Raw genomic sequence first — 25,926 nt, 5'->3', positions numbered from 1 at the left:
CAGCGAAGCGGTCCTCTGTGGAGCGTGTGCCTGCGGCACACGCAAAAACCCCGCTGCCGAAGCAGCGGGGTTTCGATTTATGCGATTTGCGAAACGCTCAGACGATGCGCTTGTCGCGCACCTGAGAATCGTAGTGCTTGTTCAGGAAGGGGCGCAGCACATAGTAGATGAGCTTGTTCTCCAGATTGAACATATAGATCGTGAAGGTCGCAACGAAGCCGATAAAGCCGACCAGGCCGACCTTGCCCATAATCTTTGCAGCGAGTTTCATATTCATAGTCGGTACCTGCCTTTCTTAGTACGCCGCGGAGTCGTCGAAGTCGACCAGCGTCGGGTCGAGCGGCTGCTCGTTGAGCACGATGGACATATACTCGTTGACGCACTTACGCATATCGCGGCGCGGCACGGTGCGGCAGTCCTCGAGGTCGTGCTCGATGAAGATGAAGTGGAAGCCAAGGTCGCGTGCCTGCTCCTCCATCATGGCGTGCACGCCGAGCATACCCTTGCAGGCGATGTTGTCGTTCATGAGCACCATGTCGCAGTTGAAGTTCGTGGCCCACTCCCAGACGGAGTTGACGTTGTCCCAGCCGCCGACAGCCATGTGACGCATAACGCCCTTTTCGCTGAACAGCGCCAGATCCATGAGCGCCTGATCGGGGTCGGTCGTGCTGATCATGTTGTGACCCATGGTGGAGTCCATGTTCAGGACGATGTTGATGCCCCAGCAGTTCTGCGTCCAGGTCGGGAAGTCGGTGTAGTACACGGCGGACGGTCCCCACAGGAACGCACGGTGACGCGTGGTGCCGCCATACGGGACGTACTTATTCTTGTAGCACTTGCGCAGGATCTTGATGACCTTGCGGTCGTTCTTGGTGAAGTAGTCCTCCTGGCCGTTGGCGGAGGCCCAGGCGTACAGACGGTACAGGGTCTCGCTGATGCCGGTCAGCGGGCAGTAGGGAGTCTTGAAGTAATCCCACTTCTCGAGCTCGATCTCGTTTTGCTCGTTCATGTGCTTGGCGCGCTTGAACAGGGCGTTCCAGTCATACTCAACGCCGTATTCCTTTTCGACGAATTCGATGCAGTCGCGCAGGACCTGCGCGGAGTACGGGTGGGCGGCCGGCTCGTTGTGGATCATGGCCATGGTGATCTGGAAGTCCGGCAGGCCGATGCGGCGGCGCTGGAACATGGACGTCGCCTCGGAGGCGTTGCAGGGCATGTTCGTGGAGAGCATGGCCTTGCCGAAGAGCGGGAAGTCGTCGTTGAGGGCAACGCCGGTCTCCGCCGCGCAGCGGGAGCAGACGTCTGCCGGCAGACCGAAGGACTCGGCTACGTCGATGTAGTACGGCTCGAGCTGCTGGTCAACATCGCAGATGATGAACTCCGGTAGCGTCTGCAGCGGGATGGGGATCAGGTCTTTGAAGCCGGTCAGGAACAGCGGCGGCATGACCTCGTCCACAGGGATGATCTTATCGCTGTCCTTGCCGCCGATGCGCAGGTCGTGAGACAGCACAAGGGCGATCTTCTTGGTCAGGCTCTGCACGATGGCGTGCATATTCATGTGCGCGATCACGAGCTCGGGGCCGCGGTAGCCCTCAAACAGACGGTCGATGAACATGAACGTGCCGAGGTAGGAGCCCATCCAGCGGTATTCCCAGAAGCCCTTCAGGCACGGGATCGGCGCGGAGGCGACCATGGCAGCCATGGACATGACGTTTTTGAGCCATGCACGGTAGTCGACCATGGTGTCGTGCAGACCACGCCACTCACGGTACTTGGCGACGCCGGTCTTATCATAGTAACGGCTGCGGAGACCGCCGACACCGTTCTGAGCCTGCCAGAGGGGGTCGAATCTCTGCATCTTGGAGTCAATAAATTTCGTAACAGGGCAATTCATAGTTTTCATTCCCCTCCTGTGTCAAGAATTGATTTTCTTGATTTCCAGACTCTCGACGAAGGCCTGGAAACGGGTACGGAGCTGGCCGATGGAGCCGAGCGCGTATTCCTTCTCGATCGTGCAGCACGGCACGCCCATCTCCTCGGTCAGGATATGGGAGGCGAGCACCTTCTCATAGCTCCAGAACTCGCAGAACTTCATGTTCTCGTAGATCACGCCGTCGGCATGGAACTCGTCGACAAGGCGCTTGACCTCAGCATGGCGCTGGTCGATCTTCGCACCCTCCATGAAGCGGGCGCACTGGTTCCAGTGCAGGTAGTGGCGGCAGATGGCGTCAAACGCGGTCTCGCCGTCCTGGATCTCGATGCGCTCACGGCTCGGGAAGCTGCCGAAGCAGTAGCGGTCGGCCACGACCATGGCGCCGCAGGTCTCGAGGAGCTTCGTAAACTCGGGATCGTCGATCTCGGAGCCGGCGACCACGACGCGTGCGCGGAAGGGGAATTCCTTCTCGGGCTTGCGCTTTTTGATCTCGGCGAGCGTCTCCTTGAGGTACGGGAGGATCAGGTCGTGCGGGCAGACCTCGCTCACGAGCTGGATGACGTGGAACTCATAGCCGGTAATGGGCGGGTTGGGCAGCTTGCGGAAGTTGCCGATCTCGGTGATGACATCGCACAGCTCGTTGAACTTCTCGATGGTCGCGCGCATGGCGGCATCGGAGGTGTCCACGCCGTAGCGCTCGGCAAGCTGGTCAACGACCTTGAGCTGCAGCTGGCCCTTGTAGTAGTCATAGCTGGTCTTATCGCCCTTGAGCGGGGGATCGATCTGCGTGACGAAGAAGCGATCGTTCTTCACGGGATTGATGAGGAAGAAGTGCTCTTCCATACGCTCCATGGACGCGCAGCACTCGGCGCCGAAGAGCGCATTGAGGTAGTTGTAGCCGCCCTCAATGGCACGCTCGAGGATGGAGCGGACATACGGGCAGACACGGCTGGTCATGTAGTAGGTCGCAATGTCGGTCGACTCGCAGCGCGGCGCGCGCAGGCGGCTCGAGAAGCAGCCCGGCAGGTTGAGCAGAACCTCGGGGATGTAATAGCAGTTGTACCCGAGGGCGATTTTCCCGTCATTGACCGCCTGCGTGACGAGCTCATTCTGCGCGTCCTGCAGGAGATTTTCGAAGAAAATCAGATGTTTCAGGTCTTTCATATTGTCCCTTCTTTCAAAATAATTCCCATTGCAGCTATGTAAAAAAGCGTCGGGATGCGGGTGCATTCCGGCGCCTTCGACATACGAAAAAAGCCTTTGCGGCGTCCCCTGGCCGCGGCGGAACGAGCAGGCGCTTGCTCTACCACCTGGTCATAACAAAAATATCACGTGTTCCATGCGGTGTCAACCGGTTACACGCTAATTCTTTCACAAATCCGGACAAGAGGGCGACTTTCGACACATTTGTTGAGAAATGACACTCAAATCCGGTCGGCGGGGCGCAAAACGCGCAGATACGCCTCGCTCTGGCGCACGAAGGCGGCGGCGTCAAAGTTGTCGTTGCGCAGCGCCTCCTGCACGATCATGCCGTCGGACGCGAGCAGGATCAGCTGCGTGAGATAGTCGGCGGAGACGACGTCGGTGCGCTCGGCGATCTTCTCGGCGATGAGCCGCTCGAACGCGGCGTAGCGGTCGATGAGCTTGGCGCGCAGCGCCTCGTCGCCGAGCATGGCGGCGTGGATCAGGTGCAGGCGCATGCCGGCGGAGGCGGTGTTGCGCTCGACGACGTACTTCACCAGCCGGTGCACGGACGTGTCCTTGTCCTTATTCTCCGTCCAGGCAATCAGCTCGTCCCACTGGCGGTCGAGATAGCGGTTGGTGATGTCGAAAAGGATATCCGTTTTATTTTTATAATAGTAATAGAGCGTCCCCTTGGACACGCCGGCCGCCGCGGCGATCTCGGCCAGCGAGATATCGGCAAACGTCTGCGTGTCCAACAGGCCGGTCGCGGCGTCGAGGATCTTCTCCTTGACATTGTCGTTGCGCGGAGCGGCCATTTGCTTTCCTCATTTCTGATCTTATGAGATAAATCGTGTCTTATTGTACGCGATTTTGGGCGATTTGTCCAGTCTGGCAGGGAAATTTCAGCAGATTTGACCCAGGGCGAATCCTTGACTTCCCGGTCGAAAAAGGGTATATTTGTGACATCCAGTCGGCCGCTTGGCCGACTCATCTTCCGGGAGGCCTGTCTTTCATGAAGATCTCCGCATTGAACCGAAAACTGCACCGCGCCTTCGGCGGCCGCGTCACGGCGGCGCTGGCCGACGGCTGCATCGTCCTGCGCGGCGAACTCGACCGCTGGGACGACGTGGTGCGCGCCGGCCAGATGGCCGCAACGAAATATTCCACGTGCCATGTCGTCAATGACATCACGTTCACCGGTGGCAAGGACGCGCCCATGCGCGTGCCCGCGCTGCATGACGATGCGCTCGACGGGCAGACGCCCGACGTGCTCATCATCGGCGGCGGCATCTCGGGCGTGTCGATCGCGCGCGAGCTTGCGCGCCAGAAGCTCGACATTCTCGTCGTAGATAAGGAATGTGACCTCGCGCTCGGCGCCTCCGGGCGCAACGACGGCGAGGTGCACCCGGGCATCGACCTCGGGCGCGGCAGCATCAAGCACAAATACATCCGCCGCGGCAACGCCATGTACGATCAGGTCTGCAAGGAGCTCGACGTGCCGTTTCACCGCGTGGGGCAATATGTCTGCTTCCAGCACGGCTGGCTGCGTCCCGCCGTGTGGGGCTACTGCATGTGGCGCAAATATCACGACGGCATCGCCGACACCGAGCTCATCTCCGGCAGGGAGCTGCTGCGCCGCGAGCCGAACTTCAACAAAAAGACCCGCTTTGCCATCTCGAATCCGGACTCTGGCTGCGTCTGCCCCTACGGGCTGACGATCGCCTACGCGGAAAACGCCGTGCAAAACGGCGCGCGCATCGCGCTCAACACCGCCGTGCTGGGCATGGACGTCGCGGACGGGCAGATCACCGCCGTGCACACCAACCGCGGCACGCTGCACCCCGCGCTCGTCATCAACGCGGCCGGCGTGTTCGCCGAGGACGTGGCGCGCATGGCGGATGACCGCTTTTTCTCCATCCACCCCCGCCGCGGCACGAACAGCATCCTCGACCGCAAGGCCGGCGCGTTCATGCATTCGATCGCGTCCGTGAAGGGCAGCGACATGGTGTCGAAAACGCACTCGAAGGGCGGCGGCATCCTGCACACCGTGCACGACAACCTGCTCATCGGGCCCGACGCGGTGGAGACCTATGAAAAAGAGAACACGGCGACATATCCCGAGAGCATCGCGCACGTATTCGAAAAGCAGAAGATCACGATGCCCGCGCTGACCGAGCGCGACATCATCACCTATTTCACCGGTGTGCGCGCGCCTACGTTCGAGGAGGATTTCATCATCGAGCGCGGCCGCCGCACGCACAACCTCATCCACGTCGCGGGCATCCAGTCCCCCGGCCTGACGACGGCGCCCGCCGTCGCGGTCGACGTGGCGGACATGGCCGTGCGCATCCTCGCGCGCGAGCGCCCCGTGGCCATCAATCCGGACTTTGACCCCCACCGGCCGGGCATCCCCGTCCTGCGGGAGATGGACGACGCCACGCGCGCGGCGTACATTGCGAAAAACCCCGACTATGGCGTCATCGTCTGCCGCTGCGAGGAGATCAGCCGCGGCGAGATCCTCGACGCGCTGCGCTCGAACGTGTGCGTGCCGACGGTCGACGGCGTGAAAAAGCGCGTGCGGCCCGGCATGGGCCGCTGCCAGGGCGGGTTCTGCTCACCGCAGGTGGTGCGCATCATCGCGGAGTATCTCGGCGTGCCGCTCAGCGCGGTGCGCAAGTCCTCGGCCGACGCGCCCATCACGTTCGGCCCGACGAAATCCGGGGAGGTGCAGGCATGATGTACGACGTCATCGTCATCGGCGGCGGCCCCGGCGGGCTCGCGGCCGCCATCTCCGCGCACGAAAACGGTGCGCACGTGCTGCTCATCGAGCGCGAGGCGCGCCTGGGCGGCATGCTCAAACAGTGCATTCACGATGGCTTTGGCCTCGCCCGCTTCGGCGAGCGGCTGGCCGGGCCGGAATATGTCGAGCGCTTCATCGACCGGCTCGAGGATCTGGGCATTGAGGCGCACACACAGACGTTCGTCACGCGCGTGGAGAAAACGCCCGCCGGCTTCGCGGTCGTCACCGTCAGCCGCGACGGCGTCGCGCGCTATGACACCCGCACGCTCGTGCTGGCCACCGGCTGCCGCGAGCGCACGGCAAAACAGGTCTTTATCCACGGCACGCGCCCGGCGGGCGTGTTCACGGCCGGCACCGCGCAGCATTTTACGAACCTGCTCGGCGAGCTGCCGACCCGGCGCTGCGTCATCCTCGGCAGCGGCGACATCGGGCTCATCATGGCCCGCCGCCTGACGCTCGAGGGCGCAGAGGTCCTCGGCGTGTACGAGGCCAAGTCCACTCCCTCTGGCCTGACGCGCAACATCCACCAGTGCCTGCATGACTACAATATCCCGCTGCACCTGAGCCACACGGTCACGCGCGTGTTCGGCGCAGACCGGCTCACGGGCGTGGAGGTCGCGGAGGTCGATGAGGCCATGCGCCCCATCCCCGGCACGGAGCAGCGCATCGACTGCGACGCGCTGATCGTGTCCGTCGGCCTCATCCCGGAAAACGAGCTGGCGGAGTCGCTCGGCGTCCCGCTCGACGGGCACACCCGCGGCCCTGTGTGCGACGGGCAGCTCATGACGGAAGTGCCCGGCATCTTCTCGTGCGGCAACGCGCTGCACGTCAACGACCTCGTGGACTATGTGTCCGCCTCCGGCGAGCTGGCGGGCAAGAGCGCGGCGCACTTTGCCGCGCACACACGCGACGAGATCGCGCTCACGATCTCGGACGATTTCGGCTATCTCGTCCCCCAGCGGCTCGACCGCACGGAGGACAACAGCAGCGTCACGCTGTATTTCCGCAGCGCGGCGGTGCTCGGCCCGTGCCGCGTGGTGCTGACCATCGACGGCAAGGAAACCTGGTCGCGGCGCTACCCCTTCCTGCGCCCGCCCGAGATGCAGCAGCTCACACTGGACTTTGACAAGCTCGGCATCGCCCACGCGCGCGATGTCCACTTTACGATCGAGGTGGCAGAGGCATGAAAGAACTCACCTGTATCGGCTGCCCGCGCGGCTGCACCTTGAAAATCGAACGCGACGGCGACGGCTGGTCCGTCACCGGCAACACCTGCCCCCGCGGCCGGGAGTTTGCCGTTTCGGAGATGACCGCGCCCAGGCGCACCATCTGCTCAACCGTGCGCACGGCCTTCCCGGACGCGCCGGTGCTGCCGGTGCGCGTGTCGGCCGACATTCCGAAAGACCGCATCTTCGATGTCATGGACGCGCTCAAAACCGTCACCGTATCCGAGCGTATCGGCCGCGGCGATGTCGTGATCCCGGACGTGCTCGGTCTCGGCGTGGATGTCATCGCCACGAGCAGCCTCCTCAGGCACAGACCCGAATGAATATTTTGTATCGAGAGCAAAAATAAATCTTAGGAGGGAATCATCTTGAGCAAACCGCTGGTGCTGACGTGCGACATCGGCACACAGAGCGCACGCGCCCTGCTCGTCGACCCGGACGGCCGGATCGTAGACGTCGTGCAGAGCAAGTATGCCGAGCCCTACTTCTCCAAAGAGCCCGGCTGGGCCGAGCAGAAGCCGAACTTCTACTTCGACCGCCTGTGCGAGTGCTGCCGCGAGCTGTGCGCGCGCAGCAACGCCCTGCTGCCGGACGTGATCGCCATGACGATCACCGTCATCCGCGACACGGTCGTGTGTCTGGACGCGAACAACGAGCCCCTGCGCGACATCATTCTCTGGCTGGATAAGCGCACCGTTGACCCGAACGGCGCCATGCCTGTCAAAAACATGATGCTCTTCAAGGTCGCCGGCATGGAGCCGACGGCGAAGGTAGTCTACGCCGCCTCCGTCGGCAACTGGATCATGCGCCACGAGCCGGAGATCTGGGCCAGGACCGCCAAATACGTCATGCTGCCCACGTACCTGAACTACAAGCTCACGGGCAACCTCATCGACTCGGCCTCGAACCAGATCGGCCACATCCCGTTCGACTACAAAAACCGCCGCTGGATGAAGCCCGGCAGCCTCACGCGCTGCTTCTGCGACGTGCCGAACGAAAAGCTGTGTGACCTCGTGCCCTCCGGCACGGTCATCGGCACGGTCACGGACGAGGTCTGTGCCCTGACCGGCATCCCCGCCGGCCTGCCGCTGATCTCGACCGGCTCGGACAAGGGCTGCGAGACGCTCGGCCTCGCCGTCGTCGATTCCGACAAGGCGTCCATCTCGCTGGGCACGACGGCTACCATCCAGTTCAGCACGACCGAGTACGTCGAGCCGCAGCAGTTTCTGCCCGCCTACCCCGGCGTGCTCAACGACCACTACAATCCCGAGATCGAGATCTACCGCGGTCTGTGGCTGCTGTCGTGGTTCGTCAAGGAATTCGGCACGGCCGACGCCATCGATGCCAAGGAAAAAGGCATGGCGCCCGAGGCCCTGCTCGACGAGCGCATCCGCGACCTGCCCGCCGGCAGCGACGGTCTGCTCCTGCAGCCGTACTGGACGGCCGGCATCCTGCACCCGGACTCGCTCGGCGCGGTCATCGGCTTTTCCGACTACCACACGCGCTACCACTTCTACCGCGCCATCATCGAGGGCCTGTGCCTGGAGCTGTACATGGCGCTGCGCATCATGGAGGACCGCTCGGGCCTGACCATTCACGAGATCCGCATCGGCGGCGGCGGCGCAAAGAGCGACGTGGTCTGCCAGATCGCGGCGGACGTGTTCGGCCTGCCGGTCGTGCGCTCGCAGACGCACGAGGCGTGCTCCATCGGTTCGTCCATGGTCGCGTTCGTGGCCAAGGGCGTGTTCGCCGATTTCGACGCCGCGGCCAAAGCCATGGTCCACGTCAAGGATACGTTCCAGCCAAACGAGCGGAATCACGAGGTATATAACGACATTTACGAGCAGGCCTACCGCAAGATCTACCCGCGCCTGCGCCCGATCTATCAGAAACTGATCCAAGTCAAGAGGAGGATTGCACAATGAGCAACAAACCGTACAAAGGATTCGAGCCGAAATGGCTGCTCACCCCCGCGCCGGCGGACAGCTACCGCTCCATCTTCCGCTGGGGCGACCCGAACTTCTTCAAATACCCGAAGGAGTCTCTGTACACGCTCATGAAAGAGAAGTTCCAGATGACGGACGACGATTTCAAGGCATATTCCGACGACACCGGCTTTGACCCCGTGGAGCTGCCCGATCACCCGGTGCAGCTCGCGGCCGAGCACATCGAGGCGCTCAAAAAGATCGTCGGCGAGCAGAATGTCTCCACCACGGACTACGACCGTCTGAGCGTGGCCTACGGCGCCACGGCCTACGACCTGCTGCGTCTGCGCCACAAGCGCATCGACAGCGTGCCCGACGTCGTGCTCTACCCCGAGACGACCGAGCAGGTCGAGCAGATCGTGGCCTACTCCACCGAGCACCACATCCCGCTGTACGTCTACGGCGGCGGCAGCAGCGTCACCCGCGGCGTCGAGCCGGTCAAGGGCGGCATCTCGCTGGATATGCGCCGCAACTTCAACAAGGTCATCAGCTTCAACGAGATCGACCAGACCATCACCGTGCAGGCCGGCATGTCCGGCCCGGATCTGGAAAAGACGCTCCAGAGCGCGCCGGAGCTCTTCGGCGCCAAGCGGCAGTACACCTGCGGCCACTTCCCGCAGTCGTTCGAGTATTCGAGCGTCGGCGGCTGGACGGTCACGCGCGGCGCGGGCCAGAACAGCACGTATTACGGCACGATCGCCGACATCGTCCTCAGCCAGAAGTACGCCACGCCCATCGGCACGATCCAGACCAGCCACTACTCCCGCGAGGCCACCGGCCCGAACCTGAACCAGATCATGATGGGCTCCGAGGGCACGTTCGGCGTGCTGACGGAGGTCACGCTGCGCATCTTCCGCTGGATGCCGCAAAACCGCAAGCGCTTCTCCTACATCTTCAAGACGTGGGACGAGGCCATGAAGGCCGCCCGCGAGATGATGCAGTGCGAGTGCGGCTACTCGTCCGTGTTCCGCCTGTCCGACCCGGAAGAGACCAACCTCATGCTCAAGCTCTATAACGTCGACGAGACACCGCTGCAGCCGCTGCTCGACAAGTTCGGCTACAAGGACATGGAGCGCTGCCTCTTCCTCGGCTTTACCGACGGCGAGAAGGGCTACAGCCGCAACGTCGCGCGCAACATTGCAAAGATCGCGCTCCGTCACGGCGGCATGCCGCTGACCGGCTACGTCACCCGCAGCTGGGAGAAGGGCCGCTTCAACGACCCCTACCTGCGCGACACGCTCATGGACTTCGGCATCACGACCGACACGCTCGAGTGCACGGTCAACTGGTCGAACATGGAGCAGGTGCACGCCGACGTGCGCAAGATCTGCCACGCGCTGCCGAACACCGTCGTCACGACGCACATGTCGCACTGCTATCCGCAGGGTGCGAACCTGTATTTCATCTTCCTCACCCGCATGCAGGATGAGGACGCCTTCAAAGCCTACCACACCACGATTCTCGACGCGATCCAGCGCTCCGGCGCGGCCGTGAGCCACCACCACGGCATCGGCAAGATGTTCGCGCCCTGGCTCGAGGGCTACATCGGCGAGAAGGAGTACGGCGTGTTCCGCGTGCTCAAGGACTACTTTGACCCCGACTATAACATGAATCCGGGCGGCACGATCGGCCTGGACCTCAAGCCGGAGGAAAAGAAGTTCCTGCGCGAGTACACCGACTATCTCGAGCAGCCGAAATTCGACTGAGTTTTTGTCATCACCCGGCAGCGGTTTGGATGCCCGCCGCCGGATCACCGGCCAAGTGCCAATGCTGCTGCGTAGATCGTTTGTGCAGCAGGGGGGAGAACCGGGGCGGCCCGCCGCCCCAAGGGATGGAGCAGCCCGGCAGATACCTGCCGGGCTGCTTTTTCGCGGCGGCACGCAAAAACCGCCGCTCATGTTGAGCGGCGGCCAGACTGTCAAGGGACCTCGTAGAGTTTGCGCCTGCGGGCGCAAAGAAAGTCCAATCATTTTCTTCGGCGACATGTGCGGCGAAGAAAATACTTCTCAGGCTGCAAGTGTGGAATTTGTGCGCCGGCGACGCACAAATTATGCGCGCAGCAGACTGCACCCCCCCTTGTCAAAAAGTAATACTTTTTGACAGTCTCAAAAAACCGCCGCCCCGGCCAGGGCGGCGGTTTTCTGGTCTTCAGTTGGTATGCGGCTGCAGCGCACGGCGCGTGACGCGCAGCAGCGTCGGCAGCAGCAGCGCGAGCACGATACCTTTGCCCGCGCAGATGGCCAGCCGCAGCGGCAGCGTGCCGAACACGAACACCGGCGAATAGTACCCGTAGATGAGGCTGTCGAGATACAGCGACCCGGTATTGAGCACCGTGATGCCCAGCTCACCGAGCACGGCCAGCAGCGCGAGCTGCCGCGGCGTGCAATCGTAACCGTGCCGCGCCGACACCGCGCCCACGCACAGCCCCAGCAGCACATACGGCGCGATCCAGAGCGCAGTCGTGGCACTCACGCCGAAGCGCAGCAGCTGGTACAGCAGCGTACCCACCCCGCCGATGGCCAGCCCGTCGACCGGGCCGAGCAGCAGCGCACCGAGAAACACCGGCAGCGCCTCGACGGTGATCTTCAGGTTGCCGGTGCTGATCGACACCAGCCCCAGCACCGTGACCATGGCGGCAAACATTGCGTCCGCCGCGAGGCGGCGGGCGGTCCATTTCGTATGCATTTGCAAGACTCCTTTCGTGACAGTTGCCACGGCGGGGGTCTTCCCTTGGTGGCAGCGGAAGCGGCAACAGCACCGCGGGGCGCGCGACCCCTTCGTCGCCGGACAACTTCCCATCCCGGCGCACTTGACGCGCTGTTCCTACTCTGTCCAATGCATTGCTCAGATTTCCGTGTGCATCATAGCACACGCGGCCCGGCTTTGCAAGCCGCAAAAAAGGACGCCCGGGTGGGCGTCCTTTTCTGCCTTATGTCTTACTTTTTCGCGCGTGTCAGACGGCGCGTGAGCTCTTCGACCAGCCCGTCCACCAGCTCCTGATGGTCGGCCAGGTTCAGCTCGGCCTCGCGCACGATCGTGTAGCCGAACACGTCGTCGTCCATGATCTTGGCATACGACAGCAGCTCCGCCTGCATACAGCGGATGGCCGCCATGCTCAGATGCACGGCCGCGAGCGCGCTGCACGCGGTCAGGTCGTCGCCCTTGTCCACGACCTCCTTCATGAGCTCGATGCAGCGGCACATGATGTACACGATCTCGTTCGGAATGTCGCTCGCAACGCGCAGCGCGCTGTCGAGATCGGTGCGCGTGACGTTCTCCTCGACTCTGCGCCGGTCAAGCGGCTCGCGCGCGCGCAGCTCCTCGTCGATCTGAAAGACCATGTAGTCGGTCATCTGGCGCAGCTCCTCGGCCGTTTTCTGCAGCGACGCATCGTCCGAGCGCAGCGCGCGCACGGCCAGCGACCCCATCGCCGCCGCCAGCGCCGACACGACCGCGCCGACACTGCCCGCCTGCGGCAGGCCGTCCGGGTCCGCCACCGCAGCCACATAGTCCTTGACCGGCATGGCGCCGAAGGTCTGCTTCGGCTTGTGCTCCCCAACGGAGACCACGTGGTCGCCGTCCGCCGTGTGGATCAGGATCTTTTTCTTCTCTTCCGCCATAAGTGCCTCCATTCCCCGCGCGCATAGCCGCGCGCAGATATACACACATTATTATAATAGGAATATAGCACGACAGACGGCACATTGTCAAGATTGCGACGGCCGTTCGTTTGTGGAAAAGGCCATATTCTGCACAAAAATCGTCCGGTTTTTTCGTCAAATTTCGTCACACGCAAGTGCAATTCCGGCATTTATCTTTGCACCGCTTTCTGATATAGTGAGAGGTAAGCGCAAAAATATCACAGAGGGAGCGTGAAGCGTTTTGGGGATCAACAATGTGATCTCTCTGCTTGGCGGCGTGGCCCTGTTCCTGTTCGGCATGACGCTCATGGGCGACGGGCTGAAGAAAGTGGCCGGCAACAAGCTCGAGATCATACTCTATAAACTCACGAGCACCCCGCTCAAGGGCGTCCTGCTCGGCACGGGTGTCACCGCCGTGATCCAGTCGTCCTCGGCCACGTCCGTCATGGTCGTCGGCTTCGTCAACTCCGGCATGATGCAGGTGCGCCAGGCCATCGGCATCGTGCTCGGCTCCATCCTCGGCACGAGCATCACGGGCTGGATTCTCTGCCTGTCGGACATCAGCGGCTCCGGCTGGGTGTCGCTGCTGAGCACCGCGACGCTCACGGGCGTCGTCGCCGTGGTCGGCATCGTGCTGCGCATGTTCTGCAAGGACCTGACCAAACACCACATCGGCGACATTCTGCTCGGCTTCGCCGTGCTCATGTACGGCATGTCCTCCATGAGCGGCGCCGTGGCCCCGCTCAAGGACAGCGCCGCGTTCATCCAGCTGCTGACCCGCTTTTCCAACCCGCTGCTCGGCGTGCTCGTCGGCACGGTGTTCACCTGCATCCTGCAGAGCGCGTCGGCCGCCGTCGGCATTCTGCAGGCGCTGGCCATCACGGGCACGATCACGTTCTCCGTGGCCTTCCCCATCACGCTCGGCATCGCCATCGGCGCGGCCGTGCCGGTGCTGCTGTCCTCCCTCGGCGCGAGCGTCAAGGGCAAGCGCACCGCCTATGTCTACCTGCTCATCGACGTCATCGGCGCGGTCGTCTGGGGCGTCGTGTTCTACGCGGTCAATGCAGCCGTGCACTTCCCGTTTACGGACACGACCATGACCACCGTGAGCATCGCCCTGCTCAACACGATCTTCCGCTTTGCGACCGTGCTGCTGCTCACGCCGATGATCCCCCTGCTGGAAAAGCTCGTCTCGTTCCTGTTCCCGGACAAAGCGTCCACCGGCGCGCTCGCCGACATCGACCGGCTCGAGGAGCGCTTTCTCGCGCACCCGGCGCTGGCCATCGAGCAGAGCCGCCTGGCCATCGACTCCATGGCCCGTCAAGCGCAGGACAACATCCTGTCCGCGTTCTCCCTGCTCGACAAGTTCAGTGACGAGCAGTTCGCCGCCCTGCAGGAAAACGAGGAAGCCATCGACCACTACGAGGACAAGCTCGGCACCTACCTCATCAAGATCACGAGCAAGGAGCTCACGCCGCGCCAGACGGCCGATGTGTCGAAGTACCTGCACACGATCAGCGACCTCGAGCGCATCAGCGACCACTCGCTCAACATCGGCGAGACGGCGCAGGAGCTCTACACGAAGAAGATCGTCTTTTCACCCACCGGCGCGCGCGAGCTCAAGGTCATGCTCGCGGCCGTGACGCGCATCCTCGAGATCACGATCAACGCCTTCCTCGACAACGACGTCGCCGCGGCCTACCGCGTCGAGCCGCTCGAGGAGCTCATCGACAACCTCTGCGACGAGATGAAGCTGCACCACATCGACCGCCTGCAGACCGGCGAGTGCACGCTCAACCACGGCTTCGCGTTCAACGACCTGCTCACCAACTGCGAGCGCGTGTCCGACCACTGCTCGAACATCGCCGTCGCCATGATCGAGCTCGAGTCCGACTCGTTCGACACCCACGAATATATCAACAGCGTCATGGCCATGCACTCGCACAGCTTTGACGAATACTACTCCGAATACAGCAAAGAATTCCAGATTTAATGCATATATCCGCCGCCTATCCATTTGTAAAAATGGCCGGGCGGCGGTTTTTTGCCCCCGTTGTCCGGCAAATGTCCCAATTTCGCGTGGTCAGATATGTACATGCTGCACAAGGCATTTTTTCCTCGCTGGGCGTGTTTTTTCAAATTCCACAAATCGCAGTGGATTTTTCATGAATGTCTTGCATATTTATTCGCGCAGTAGTATATTGGCCTTATATAAATGGATTTTTATCCGCTTGTGAGGGACGAGATATGCATAACGAAAAAACGACCATTTTCATCGACGGCAGCTCCGGCACGGCCGGCCTGCGCATTTACGACCGGCTGGCCCAGCGCGAAGATATTGACCTGCTGACCCTGCCGCCCGAGCTGCACCACGACATTAAAGCCCAGCGCGAGCTCATCAACCGCGCGGACATCGCGTTTTTGTGCCTGCCGGACGCGGCGGCGATCACGGCGGCAGATCTGGTCGAGAACCCGGACACGGTCGTGCTCGACACCTCGACCGCGCACCGCACGGCCCCCGGCTGGACGTACGGCTTCCCGGAGCTGTCGCCCGAGCGCGAGGCCGCGATCCGTACCGCCAAGCGCATCGCCGTGCCCGGCTGCCACGCCAGCGGCTTCATCGTGCTGGTCTACCCGCTCGTCGAGGCGGGCATCCTGCCGCCGGACGCCCTGCTGACGTGCTACTCGCTCACGGGCTACAGCGGCGGCGGCAAGAAGATGATCGCCGAGTATGAGGCGGACACCCTCGACCCCCTGTACGTTGCCCCCCGGCAGTACGGTCTTGCGCAGCAGCACAAGCACCTGCGCGAGATGTGCGCCATCCCGGGCCTGACGCACGCGCCGGTGTTTGCGCCGATCGTGGCGAATTTCTACAGCGGCATGGAGACGAGTGTCGCGCTCTTCGCCTCGCAGCTCTGCCCCGGCAAGACGGCCGAAGATATCAAGGCCGCCTACGCCGCGAAATATACCGGCCCTGTCGTGACCTACCGCGACCCCGCGTGTGCGGACGGCTTCCTGTCCGCCGCCGCCATGTCCGGCAAGGACAGCATGGTCGTGTCCGTCTCCGGCAATGACGAGCGCATCCTGCTCACGTCCGTGTTCGACAACCTCGGCAAGGGCGCGTCCGGCGCCGCGCTCGAGTGCCTGAACCTCGTCATGGGCAGGGAAAAGGGCTTCGGCCTCGATCTGTAAGGAGGAACGCATGATGAAGCAAGTCACCGGCGGCGTGTGCGCCGCACAGGGTTTTTCCGCCGCAGGCATCCACTGCGGCATCCGCAGAAATCAGTCCAAGCGCGACCTCGCGCTCATCTACAGCGCCGTCCCGGCCAGCGCCGCGGCGGTCTATACATCGAACCTCGTCAAGGGCGCGCCCCTGACCGTGACGAAGGCGCACCTGGCTGACGGCAAGGCCCAGGCCGTGATCTGCAACAGCGGCAACGCCAACACCTGCAACGCTGACGGCGTCGCCGTCGCCGAGGAGATGAGCGCGCTCACGGCGGCGCAGCTGCACATCGCGCCGCAGGACGTCATCGTCGCGTCCACGGGCGTGATCGGCCAGCCGCTCGATCTCACGCCCATCCGCTCCGGCCTGCCGCAGCTCGCCGCCGCGCTCGGCGACCACTCCGGCCAGGCGGCCGAGGGCATCATGACCACCGACACGCACCCGAAGGAGATCGCCGTGCAGTTCACCGCCGGCGGCAGGACCTGCACGATCGGCGGCATCGCCAAGGGCTCCGGCATGATCCATCCGAACCTTGCGACCATGCTCGTCTTCCTCACGACGGACTGCGCCGTCAGCCCCGCCATGCTGCAGGCCGCGCTCTCCGGCGACGTGCAGGACACGTTCAACATGGTCAGCATCGACGGCGACACGTCTACGAACGACATGGTCGCCGTGCTGGCAAACGGCCTCGCCGGCAATGCCGAGATCACCGCGCCCGGCGCGGACTTCACAGCGTTTTGCAGCGCGCTCAACAGCGTGACCGTCTGGCTCTGCCGCCAGATCGCGGGCGACGGCGAGGGCGCGACGCGCCTGCTCGAGTGCTGCGTCACCGGTGCCGCTGACCACTGCACCGCGAAAACCGTGGCCAAGAGCATCATCTGCTCGTCGCTCGTCAAGGCCGCCATGTTCGGCGCGGACGCCAACTGGGGCCGCGTGCTGTGCGCCATCGGCTACAGCGGCGCTCCTGTAAACGTGCACAAGGTGGACGTCGCCTTCCGCTCGGCGGCCGGTACGGTGCGCGTGTGCGTCGACGGCGCGGGCATCCCGTTTTCCGAGGAGGAAGCCAAAAAGGTCCTGCTCGAAAAGGAGATCGAGATCCTCGTCGACCTCAAGTCCGGCGACGAGGGCGCGACCGCCTGGGGCTGCGACCTGACGTATGACTATGTGAAGATCAACGGCGACTACCGCACCTGAACCGGGAGGAACACCATCATGGACATTACGAATCCGCAGCGCGCGAAGGTACTCGTCCACGCGCTGCCCTACATACAGGAATACAGCGGCAAGATCGTCGTCATCAAATACGGCGGCAACGCCATGATCAGCGCCAAGCTCAAAGACTCCGTCATGCGCGACATCGTGCTGCTGTCGCTCATCGGGGTGAAGGTCGTGCTCGTGCACGGCGGCGGGCCCGAGATCACGGAAACGCTCGAAAAACTCGGCAAGCAGACGCAGTTTGTCGACGGCCTGCGCGTCACGGACGCGGAGACGGCCGACGTCGTGCAGATGGTCCTCGCCGGGAAGATCAACAAGACGCTCGTCAACCTCATCGGCCACAAGGGCGGCCGGGCGATCGGCCTGTCCGGCATCGACGGGCAGATGATCCAGGCGCGCGTGCGCGATGAGCGCCTCGGCTACGTGGGCGAGATCACGAAGGTCGACGTGCGCCCCATCCTCGATGTGATCGACAAGGGCTACATCCCCGTCGTGTCCACCGTCGGGTGCGACACGCAGGGCCACGTCTACAACATCAACGCCGACACGGCGGCCGCGCGCATCGCGGGCGAGCTGGGGGCCGAGAGCCTCATCGCCATGACCGACATCAGCGGCATCCTGCGCGACAAGGACGACCCCTCCACGCTCATCCCCGTCATCCACACGGCGGACGCGCTGCAGCTCATCGAGTCCGGCGTCATCAACGGCGGCATGCTGCCGAAAGTGACCTGCTGCATCGACGCCATCCGCTGGGGCGTGCACCGCGTCTTTATCATCGACGGCCGCGTGCCGCACGCCATCCTGATCGAAATGCTGACAAACGAAGGCATCGGCACCATGTTCGTTGCCGGGCAAGGAGGAAAAACAGATGAACATTCCGCAACTTGACAGTACCTATATCGCCAACACTTACGCCCGCTTCCCCGTGACGATCGCGCGCGGCAAGGGCTCGCTCGTCTGGGACACGGACGACAAGGTCTATATCGACATGGCGACGGGCATCGCCGTCAACAGCTTCGGCATCGCCGACCCCGCGTGGATCCGCGCCGTGACCGAGCAGCTGTGCACCGTGCAGCACGCATCCAACCTCTACTACACCGCGCCCGACGCGCAGCTGGCGCAGCTGCTGTGCGAGAAGACTGGCATGAAGAAGGTCTTCTTCTCCAACTCCGGCGCGGAGGCCAACGAGTGCGCCATCAAGGCCGCGCGCAAGTACGCCGCCGACCACAAAGGCCCGGAGTACCACACCATCATCACGCTCAAAAACAGCTTCCACGGCCGCACGATCACAACGCTCGCCGCGACCGGGCAGGACGTGTTCCACCACGACTTTCTGCCGCTGACGGAGGGCTTTGCCTACGCCGAGGCGAATAACCTCGACGATCTCAAGGCGCAGGTCGCCGCGCACAAGTGCGCCGCCATCATGATGGAGGTCGTGCAGGGCGAGGGCGGCGTCATCCCGCTGACGCAGGAATTTGTCAAAGGTGCTGCCCAGCTCGCCGCCGAGCAGGACCTGCTGCTCATCTGCGACGAGGTGCAGATCGGCAACGGCCGCAGCGGCAAGCTCTACGGCTACATGCACTACGGCATCACGCCGGACATCGTCTCCACGGCCAAGGGCCTCGGCGGCGGTCTGCCGCTGGGCGCGACGCTGCTCGGCGAGAAGGTGCAGGACGTGCTCACCCCCGGCAGCCACGGCTCTACCTTCGGCGGCAACCCCGTCTGCTGCGCCGGCGCGCTGAGCATTCTGCACCGGCTCGACGGCCCGCTGCTGCAGTCCGTGCAGGAAAAGTCCAACTTCATCGTCAAGGCTCTCACCGGCGCCAAGGGCGTCAGGAGCGTCACGGGCCTGGGCCTGATGCTCGGTGTGGAGACCGAGCGCCCGGTCAAGGACGTCATCAGTGAATGCATGGCGCGCGGCGTGCTCGTCATCTCGGCAAAGAACAAGGTGCGCCTGCTGCCGGCGCTCAACATCCCCATGGCGCAGCTCGAGCAGGCGGTCAGCGTGCTCAAAGACGTCTGCGCCGGAGAATAAGGAGGAACACCGTCATGAATCTCAAAGGCAACGATTTTCTCAAGCTGCTCGACTACACCCCCGAGCAGATCGACTATCTGCTCCGGCTCGCCGCCCAGCTCAAGGCAGAGAAAAAGGCCGGCATCCCGCACCGCCTGTGCGAGGGCAAAAACGTCGCGCTCATCTTTGAAAAGACGAGCACGCGCACGCGCAGCAGCTTCGAGGTCGCGGCGCACGATTTGGGCATGGGCAGCACGTATCTCGACTCCACCGGCTCGCAGATCGGCAAGAAGGAGAGCATCGCCGACACGGCGCGCGTGCTCTCGGGCATGTTCGACGGCATCGAGTACCGCGGCTTCGGCCAGTGCATCGTCGAGGAGCTGGCGCAGTACGCCTCCGTCCCGGTCTGGAACGGCCTGACGGACGAGTTCCACCCGACGCAGATCCTCGCGGACTTTCTGACCATCCGGGAGCACTTCGGCTCGCTGGAGAACATCCACCTCGTCTACATGGGCGATGCGCGCTTCAACATGGGCAACTCCCTCATGGTCGGCTGCGCGAAGATGGGCATGCACTTCACGGCCTGCGCACCCGAGGGCTACTTCCCCGATGCGCAGCTCGTCGCCGAGTGTCAGGCCATCGCGGCGCAGACGGGCGCGACGCTCGACTTCATCTCCGACCCCGCCGCGGCCGTGCAGGGCGCGAACGTGATCTATACCGACATCTGGGTCTCCATGGGCGAACCCGAGAGCGTCTGGGCCGAGCGCATTGCCGCGCTCGCACCGTATCAGGTCAACGCGGCGCTCATGGCCAAGGCCGACCCCAACGCCATCTTCATGCACTGCCTGCCGGCGTATCACGACAAAAAGACCGCCATCGGCAACGAGATGTGCACGCGCTTCGGCCGCGAGGCGATGGAGGTCACGGACGATGTGTTTGAAAGCGCGCAGTCGGTCGTGTTCCAGGAGGCCGAAAACCGCATGCACACCATCAAGGCCGTCATGGCGGCGACGCTTGCGGAGATCGAGCTATGAAGCGCTATCTCGTACTCGAAAACGGCGAGGTCTTTGCGGGCCTCGCTTTCGGCGCACCGTGCGACACGGTGGGCGAGCTGGTGTTCACCACCGGCATGAACGGCTACATCGAGACGCTCACCGACCCGAGCTACTGCGGCCAGATCGTGCTGCAGACGTTCCCGCTCATCGGCAACTACGGCATCATCCCGGCCGATTTTGAGGGCAAGTGCTGCGTGCGCGGCTATGTCGTGCGCGAGCAGTGCCAAACGCCGTCGAACTTCCGGTGCGAGGAAACGCTCGACGCATTTTTGAAAGCCAACAACATCCCCGGCATCGCCGGCATCGACACCCGCGCCGTCACGCGCATCCTGCGCGAGGCCGGCACGATGAACGCTGCCATCTGCGACACGGTGCCGGACGATCTTGCGCCCCTGCGCGCCTACCGCATCACGGACCCCGTGCCGCAGGTGACGACGCCGGAGCCCTACACCCTCCAGCCGGAGGGGAGCGTGCTGCACCGCGTGGCGCTCATCGACTACGGCGCGAAGCGCAACATCGCGCGCGAGCTCTGCCGCCGCGGCTGCGCCGTGACGGTGCTGCCCTGCTCTGCCAAAGCGAAGGACATCCTCGCCGCCGGGTATGACGGCGTCATGCTCTCCAATGGCCCCGGCGACCCGACGGACAACGTCGACCAGATCGCGGAGATCGCCAAACTCTTCGGCCGCATCCCGATGTTCGGCATCTGCCTCGGCCACCAGCTCATGGCGCTGGCGCAGGGCGGCAGCACCGTGAAGCTCAAATACGGCCACCGCGGCGTGAACCAGCCGGCGCGCGACGTGTGCGGCACGCGCACGTTCCTCACCAGCCAGAACCACGGCTACGCCGTCGTGCCCGAGAGCGTGAAGACCGGCGTCATCCGCTACATCAACGCCAACGACGGCACGTGTGAGGGCGTGGACTACCCCGACCTGCGGGCCTTTTCCGTGCAGTTTCACCCCGAGGCGTGCTCGGGCCCGCACGACACGGCCTTTCTCTTCGACCGATTCTGTGACCTGATGGGAGGTGCGCACCATGCCGATTGATTCCAGCATCCGCAAAGTCATGGTCATCGGCTCTGGCCCGATCGTGATCGGTCAGGCGGCGGAGTTTGACTATGCCGGCGCGCAGGCGTGCCGCGTGCTGCACGACGCGGGCGTGAACGTCGTGCTCGTCAACTCCAACCCCGCGACGATCATGACCGACAAGGCCCTCGCGGATGAGATTTATCTCGAGCCGCTCACGCTGACCTCCGTCAAGCGCATCATTGAAAAGGAGCAGCCGGACAGTCTTCTCGCCGGTCTCGGCGGCCAGACGGGCCTGACGCTGGCGATGGAGCTCGACAAGGAGGGCTTTTTGCAGCAGCACAACGTCCGCCTCATCGGCACGAACGCCAAAGCCATCGACAAGGCCGAGGACCGCGAGCTCTTCAAGGAGACCATGGCCGCCATCGGCGAGCCGACCATCCCCTCCGGCATCGCCAACACCGTGGCGGAGGCGCTCGCCGTAGCAGACCGCATCGGCTACCCCGTCATCATCCGCCCGGCGTTCACGCTCGGCGGCGCGGGCGGCGGCGTGGCCTACAGCCCGGAGGAGCTCTCCTCCGCTGCGCAGACCGGCCTCGACGCGTCCCCGATCACGCAGATCCTCGTCGAGCGCTACATCTACGGCTGGAAAGAGATCGAGTTTGAGACCATGCGCGACGGCGTAGGCAACGTCATCGCCGTGTGCAGCATGGAAAACTTCGACCCCGTCGGCGTGCACACCGGCGACAGCATCGTCGTCGCCCCGGCGCTGACGCTCTCGGACAAGGAGTTTCAGATGCTGCGCAGCGCGGCGCTGAACATCATCTCCGCGCTCGATATCGTCGGCGGCTGCAACTGCCAGTTCGCGCTCAACCCCGACAGCTTTGAGTACGCCGTTATCGAGGTCAACCCCCGCGTGTCGCGCTCGTCGGCGCTCGCGTCGAAGGCGACCGGCTACCCGATCGCCAAGATCACGACGAAGATCGCCCTCGGCTACACGCTCGATGAAATTCAAAACGACATCACCGGCAAGACCTGCGCCTGCTTCGAGCCCGCGCTGGACTACGTCGTCGTGAAGTTCCCCAAGTGGCCGTTTGACAAGTTCGTCGGCGCGTCCCGCCGCCTCGGCACGCAGATGAAGGCCACCGGCGAGGTCATGGCCATCGGCACGAACTTTGAAAGCGCGCTGCTCAAGGCCGTGCGCGGCGCCGAGATCCATCTCGACACGCTGCACGCCAAACCGCTGTCTGACCGCCCGGTGCGCGACCGGCTCGCCGACTGTGACGATCACCGCCTGTTCACCGTCTTTGAGGCGCTGTGCAGCGGCGTGTCCATCGACGAGATCCACGACATCACCCGCATCGACCGCTGGTTTTTGTCCCGGCTGCAAAACCTCGTGGACTACGAGGCGAGCATTCAAAACGGCCTGACGCCGGAGCTTTATCAGCGCGGCAAGTACCTCGGCTATCCGGACGCGGCGCTGCGCCGCCTGTCCGGCAGCGAGACGCTGCCCCCCTTCCGCGCGGGCTACAAGATGGTCGACACCTGCGCCGCCGAATTTGACGCGCAGACGCCGTATTTCTACGCCAGCGCGGACGCGCGCTGCGAGGCGCGCACCTTCCCGCGCAGCGGCAAGCCTGTCGTCATGGTGCTCGGCTCCGGGCCGATCCGCATCGGCCAGGGCATCGAGTTTGACTATTCGTCCGTCCACTGCGTGTGGACGCTCAAGGCCATGGGCTATGACGTCGTCATCGTCAACAACAACCCCGAGACCGTCTCCACGGACTACGACACCGCCGACCGGCTGTATTTCGAGCCGCTCACGGCCGAGGACGTGCTGCAGATCATCGACGTGGAGCAGCCCGTCGGCGTCGTAGTCGCCTTCGGCGGCCAGACCGCCATCGCGCTCACGCAGACGCTCGACCGCCACGGCATCCGCATCCTCGGCACATCGGCCGAGGGCATCGACATCGCCGAGGACCGCGAGCGGTTTGACGAGCTGCTCGAGCGCTTCCACATCTCCCGCCCGAAGGGCATGGGCGTGCAGACGCTGCCCGAGGCCCTGCACGCCGCGCAGACGCTCGGTTACCCCGTGCTGCTGCGCCCGTCGTACGTCATCGGCGGCCAGAACATGAAGATCGTCCACGACGACGCCGAGGTCACGACGTACATGCAGCGCATCCTCGCGCAGGGCATCGACAACCCCGTGCTCGTGGACAAGTACATGATGGGCACGGAGCTGGAGGTGGACGTCATCTCCGACGGCACGGACGTGCTCATTCCCGGCATCATGGAGCACATCGAGCGCGCCGGCGTGCACAGCGGCGACTCCATCGCCGTCTACCCGCCGTACAACCTCAACGACATGATGACGGACAAGATCGTCGACAGCTCGCGCAAGCTCGCCCTCGCGCTCGGCACGAAGGGGCTTGTGAACATCCAGTACCTCATCTGGGAAAACGAGCTCTACGTCATCGAGGTCAACCCCCGCGCCTCGCGCACCGTGCCGTACATCAGCAAGGTCACGGGCGTGCCGATGGTAGACGTGGCATCGCGCGTCATGCTCGGCGCGCCGCTGGCTGGCCTCGGCTACGGCACCGGCCTGCACCCCATCCCGCCGTATTACGCGGTCAAGGTGCCGGTGTTCTCGTTTGAAAAGCTCGGCGACGTCAACGCCTACCTCGGCCCGGAGATGAAGTCCACGGGCGAGGTGCTCGGCCTCGGCAAGACGATGCAGGAGGCGCTGTTCAAGGGCCTGACCTCGGCCGGCATGGTCGTCGGCCAGCACCCGGACGGCCGCCACGGCGTGTTCGTGAGCGTGGACACGCACGACCTCGGCGAGATCGTGTCGCTGGCCAAGAAGCTCGACGACCTGCACTTCGCCCTCTACGCGACCGAGGAGACCGCCGCCGCCATCGCGCGCCTCGGCATCGACGTCGTGACCGTGGACGGCATCCGCGAGAGCGACCACGCCTTCGCCCTGCTCGAGAGCGGCTGCATCGACTACATCGTCTACACCGGCGCGCTCAAGGACGCGACCATGGACGATTACATTGCCCTGCACCGCCGCGCGCTGCAGCTCGGCATCCCGTGCTTCACCTCGCTCGACACGGCCAACGCCCTGGCGGACATCATCGCCAGCCGCTACAACGAGCGCAACACCGAGCTCGTGGACATCAACCACATGCGCACCGAGCGCCAGAGCCTGAAGTTTGCGAAAATGCAGGCCACCGGCGACGACTATATCTACGTCGAGAACTTTGACGGACACATCACCTGCCCCGAGTCGCTGTGCATCCCGCTCTGCTCGCGCCACCGCGGCATCGGCGGCTACGGCATCGTGCTCATCGAGCACAGCGACGTGGCCGACGCGAAAATGCGCGTCTTCAACCGCGACGGCAGCGCCGGCGGCATGGGCGGCAACGCCATCCGCTGCGTGGCCAAGTACCTGTACGACAACGGCATCGTGCCGCGCGACGATCTCACGATCGAGGCCGGCGGCACCGTGCACCGGCTGCACCTGTACACGCGCTTCGGCACGGTCGGCCTCGTGACGGTCGACATGGGCAAGCCCGCGTTTGAGCCCGCCAATGTGCCCGTGATGCTCGAGGGCGAGCGCGTGATCGACCGGCCGGTGACGATCGCCGGCGGGGAGTACCGCATCACGTGCCTCTCGATGGGCAACCCCCACTGCGTCGTCTTTGCCGATCGCGTGGATGAGGTGGACGTCGCGCACCTCGGCCCGCAGTTTGAGCACGCGGACATCTTCCCCGCGCGCACGAACACGGAGTTCATCCGCGTCGTCAACCGCACGACGATCAAGATGCGCGTCTGGGAGCGCGGCAACGGCGAGACCCGCGCCTGCGGCACCGGCGCGTGCGCGGCCGTGGTGGCCGCCACGGAAAACGGCCTGTGCCCGAAGGGCGAACCCATCACCGTCAAGGTCAGCGGCGGCGACCTGATCGTCACCTATGACGACGACGGCGTGCGCCTGACCGGCAACGCCGAGCTCGCCTTCACCGGCGTGACCACGTACTGAGACTCCAAAAAGCAAAAAATCACCCGCATCCGGGTCGGATGCGGGTGATTTTTTCTGCCGGCCGCTCAGCCGCGCATGGCGGCGGCGAAGGCGTCGATGCGCGCGATGTCGAGCTTCGGCTCGGCATACTGCGCGCGGTACTGCGGCGATGTCATCAGCGCGCCGAAGAGCTGCTTGTAGGCATAGCTCATCTTCTCGTACTGCATCTTGCCGCCAAGAATGTCCTTCGCGGCCGCGTGCGCAAGCAGCTCCGGCGAGAAGAAGTGCTCCAGATACCCCTCCGTGCCGGGCGTGGTGTAGCAGCTCAGGTACACCCCGAGGCGCTTGCCCATGAGCGTCTTTTCGTTCCGGCGCAGGAAGTGCCGGATGTGCTTATCGAGCTTGAACATGTACACGCAGCTGCCGATGATGACCGTGTCGTACCCGTCGAGCGTAATGCCGCGCTCGCGGATGTTGCGCACCGTCACGTCGCCGCCGACGGCGCTTTTGAGCATATAGGCGATCTCCTCCGTCGCGCCGTAGCGCGAGGCGAACAGGATCAGCGTTTTCATGCAGTGACCTCCTTTGTCCGCCCTGCCGGGCGGCCCC

20 protein-coding genes and 1 riboswitch are annotated in these 25,926 nt (G+C 63.8%); of the genes, 13 read left to right on the top strand and 7 right to left on the bottom strand.

The window, feature by feature from the left end; genetic code table 11:
- Nucleotides 1-97: 97 nt before the first annotated feature.
- From OGM61_03280 to OGM61_03265, 4 genes are all read right to left on the bottom strand, one after another.
- Nucleotides 98-277 carry a hypothetical protein gene (locus tag OGM61_03280; GenBank protein ID UYI85104.1) on the bottom strand — a complete coding sequence of 60 codons (180 nt, stop codon included), beginning with the start codon at nucleotides 275-277 and terminating at the stop codon, nucleotides 98-100.
- Nucleotides 278-295: 18 nt separating this feature from the next.
- Nucleotides 296-1,903 carry a 2-hydroxyacyl-CoA dehydratase family protein gene (locus OGM61_03275; GenBank protein UYI85103.1) on the bottom strand — a complete coding sequence of 536 codons (1,608 nt, stop codon included), beginning with the start codon at nucleotides 1,901-1,903 and terminating at the stop codon, nucleotides 296-298.
- Between the two features lie 12 nt (nucleotides 1,904-1,915).
- Nucleotides 1,916-3,097, bottom strand: a complete 1,182-nt coding sequence (locus OGM61_03270; GenBank protein ID UYI85102.1) for a 2-hydroxyacyl-CoA dehydratase family protein — start codon at nucleotides 3,095-3,097, stop codon at nucleotides 1,916-1,918.
- Between the two features lie 260 nt (nucleotides 3,098-3,357).
- Nucleotides 3,358-3,933, bottom strand: a complete 576-nt coding sequence (locus OGM61_03265) for a TetR/AcrR family transcriptional regulator (GenBank protein ID UYI85101.1) — start codon at nucleotides 3,931-3,933, stop codon at nucleotides 3,358-3,360.
- A gap of 197 nt (nucleotides 3,934-4,130) precedes the next feature.
- On the opposite strand from OGM61_03265, the gene OGM61_03260 reads away from it, so the two are divergent.
- Genes OGM61_03260 through OGM61_03240 form a run of 5 tightly spaced genes read left to right on the top strand, consistent with a single transcriptional unit; the run spans nucleotide 4,131 to nucleotide 10,835 of the window.
- A complete protein-coding gene (locus OGM61_03260; protein UYI85100.1) occupies nucleotides 4,131-5,855 on the top strand; it encodes an FAD-dependent oxidoreductase in 1,725 nt (574 codons plus the stop codon).
- On the top strand, nucleotides 5,852-7,105 hold the full coding sequence (locus OGM61_03255; GenBank protein UYI85099.1) for an NAD(P)/FAD-dependent oxidoreductase: 1,254 nt from the start codon (nucleotides 5,852-5,854) through the stop codon (nucleotides 7,103-7,105). The genes OGM61_03260 and OGM61_03255 overlap by 4 nt, the downstream gene beginning before the upstream one ends.
- On the top strand, nucleotides 7,102-7,467 hold the full coding sequence (locus OGM61_03250; GenBank protein UYI85098.1) for a DUF1667 domain-containing protein: 366 nt from the start codon (nucleotides 7,102-7,104) through the stop codon (nucleotides 7,465-7,467). The genes OGM61_03255 and OGM61_03250 overlap by 4 nt, the downstream gene beginning before the upstream one ends.
- A 45-nt stretch (nucleotides 7,468-7,512) precedes the next feature.
- Nucleotides 7,513-9,069, top strand: coding sequence for an FGGY-family carbohydrate kinase (locus OGM61_03245; GenBank protein UYI85097.1), 1,557 nt, complete (start codon nucleotides 7,513-7,515; stop codon nucleotides 9,067-9,069).
- Complete coding sequence (locus OGM61_03240) at nucleotides 9,066-10,835, top strand: FAD-binding oxidoreductase (GenBank protein UYI85096.1); 1,770 nt, start codon at nucleotides 9,066-9,068, stop codon at nucleotides 10,833-10,835. Before OGM61_03245 ends, OGM61_03240 begins: the two co-directional genes overlap by 4 nt.
- Before the next feature lie 442 nt (nucleotides 10,836-11,277).
- Here the strand turns inward: OGM61_03240 and OGM61_03235 are convergent, their stop codons facing one another.
- Entirely contained in the window at nucleotides 11,278-11,814 is a 537-nt protein-coding gene (locus tag OGM61_03235) for an ECF transporter S component (protein UYI85095.1), read from the bottom strand.
- 50 nt (nucleotides 11,815-11,864) lie between these two features.
- A riboswitch (THF riboswitch) is annotated at nucleotides 11,865-11,962 on the bottom strand.
- A 103-nt stretch (nucleotides 11,963-12,065) separates the two neighbouring features.
- Entirely contained in the window at nucleotides 12,066-12,749 is a 684-nt protein-coding gene (locus OGM61_03230) for a cyclodeaminase/cyclohydrolase family protein (GenBank protein UYI85094.1), read from the bottom strand.
- 262 nt (nucleotides 12,750-13,011) lie between these two features.
- Between OGM61_03230 and OGM61_03225 the strand changes: the two genes are divergently transcribed.
- The 8 genes from OGM61_03225 (at nucleotide 13,012) to carB (ending at nucleotide 25,338) form a co-directional block, all read left to right on the top strand.
- A complete protein-coding gene (locus OGM61_03225) occupies nucleotides 13,012-14,763 on the top strand; it encodes a Na/Pi cotransporter family protein (protein ID UYI85093.1) in 1,752 nt (583 codons plus the stop codon).
- 254 nt (nucleotides 14,764-15,017) lie between these two features.
- On the top strand, nucleotides 15,018-15,962 hold the full coding sequence (gene argC / locus OGM61_03220; protein UYI85092.1) for an N-acetyl-gamma-glutamyl-phosphate reductase: 945 nt from the start codon (nucleotides 15,018-15,020) through the stop codon (nucleotides 15,960-15,962).
- Nucleotides 15,963-15,975: 13 nt separating this feature from the next.
- Nucleotides 15,976-17,187, top strand: a complete 1,212-nt coding sequence (gene argJ / locus OGM61_03215; protein ID UYI85091.1) for a bifunctional glutamate N-acetyltransferase/amino-acid acetyltransferase ArgJ — start codon at nucleotides 15,976-15,978, stop codon at nucleotides 17,185-17,187.
- Between the two features lie 18 nt (nucleotides 17,188-17,205).
- Complete coding sequence (gene argB / locus OGM61_03210; GenBank protein ID UYI85090.1) at nucleotides 17,206-18,096, top strand: acetylglutamate kinase; 891 nt, start codon at nucleotides 17,206-17,208, stop codon at nucleotides 18,094-18,096.
- Nucleotides 18,077-19,243 (top strand): acetylornithine/succinylornithine family transaminase, encoded by a 1,167-nt coding sequence (locus tag OGM61_03205; GenBank protein UYI85089.1) that lies wholly within the window; start codon nucleotides 18,077-18,079, stop codon nucleotides 19,241-19,243. Before argB ends, OGM61_03205 begins: the two co-directional genes overlap by 20 nt.
- Before the next feature lie 14 nt (nucleotides 19,244-19,257).
- Nucleotides 19,258-20,256, top strand: coding sequence for an ornithine carbamoyltransferase (gene argF / locus OGM61_03200; GenBank protein UYI85088.1), 999 nt, complete (start codon nucleotides 19,258-19,260; stop codon nucleotides 20,254-20,256).
- Nucleotides 20,253-21,320, top strand: coding sequence for a carbamoyl phosphate synthase small subunit (locus OGM61_03195; GenBank protein ID UYI85087.1), 1,068 nt, complete (start codon nucleotides 20,253-20,255; stop codon nucleotides 21,318-21,320). The genes argF and OGM61_03195 overlap by 4 nt, the downstream gene beginning before the upstream one ends.
- Nucleotides 21,310-25,338, top strand: a complete 4,029-nt coding sequence (carB, locus tag OGM61_03190) for a carbamoyl-phosphate synthase large subunit (GenBank protein ID UYI85086.1) — start codon at nucleotides 21,310-21,312, stop codon at nucleotides 25,336-25,338. Before OGM61_03195 ends, carB begins: the two co-directional genes overlap by 11 nt.
- Before the next feature lie 65 nt (nucleotides 25,339-25,403).
- On the opposite strand, the gene OGM61_03185 is transcribed toward carB, so the two are convergent.
- Nucleotides 25,404-25,889, bottom strand: a complete 486-nt coding sequence (locus tag OGM61_03185; protein ID UYI85085.1) for a flavodoxin domain-containing protein — start codon at nucleotides 25,887-25,889, stop codon at nucleotides 25,404-25,406.
- Nucleotides 25,890-25,926 lie beyond the last annotated feature (37 nt).

Source organism: Clostridiales bacterium (assembly GCA_025757645.1).
In the GTDB taxonomy this organism is placed as follows: domain Bacteria; phylum Bacillota; class Clostridia; order Oscillospirales; family Oscillospiraceae; genus CAG-103.
The sequence above is the reverse complement of the archived record's forward strand: the minus strand, read 5'-3'. Positions and strand labels throughout refer to the sequence as shown.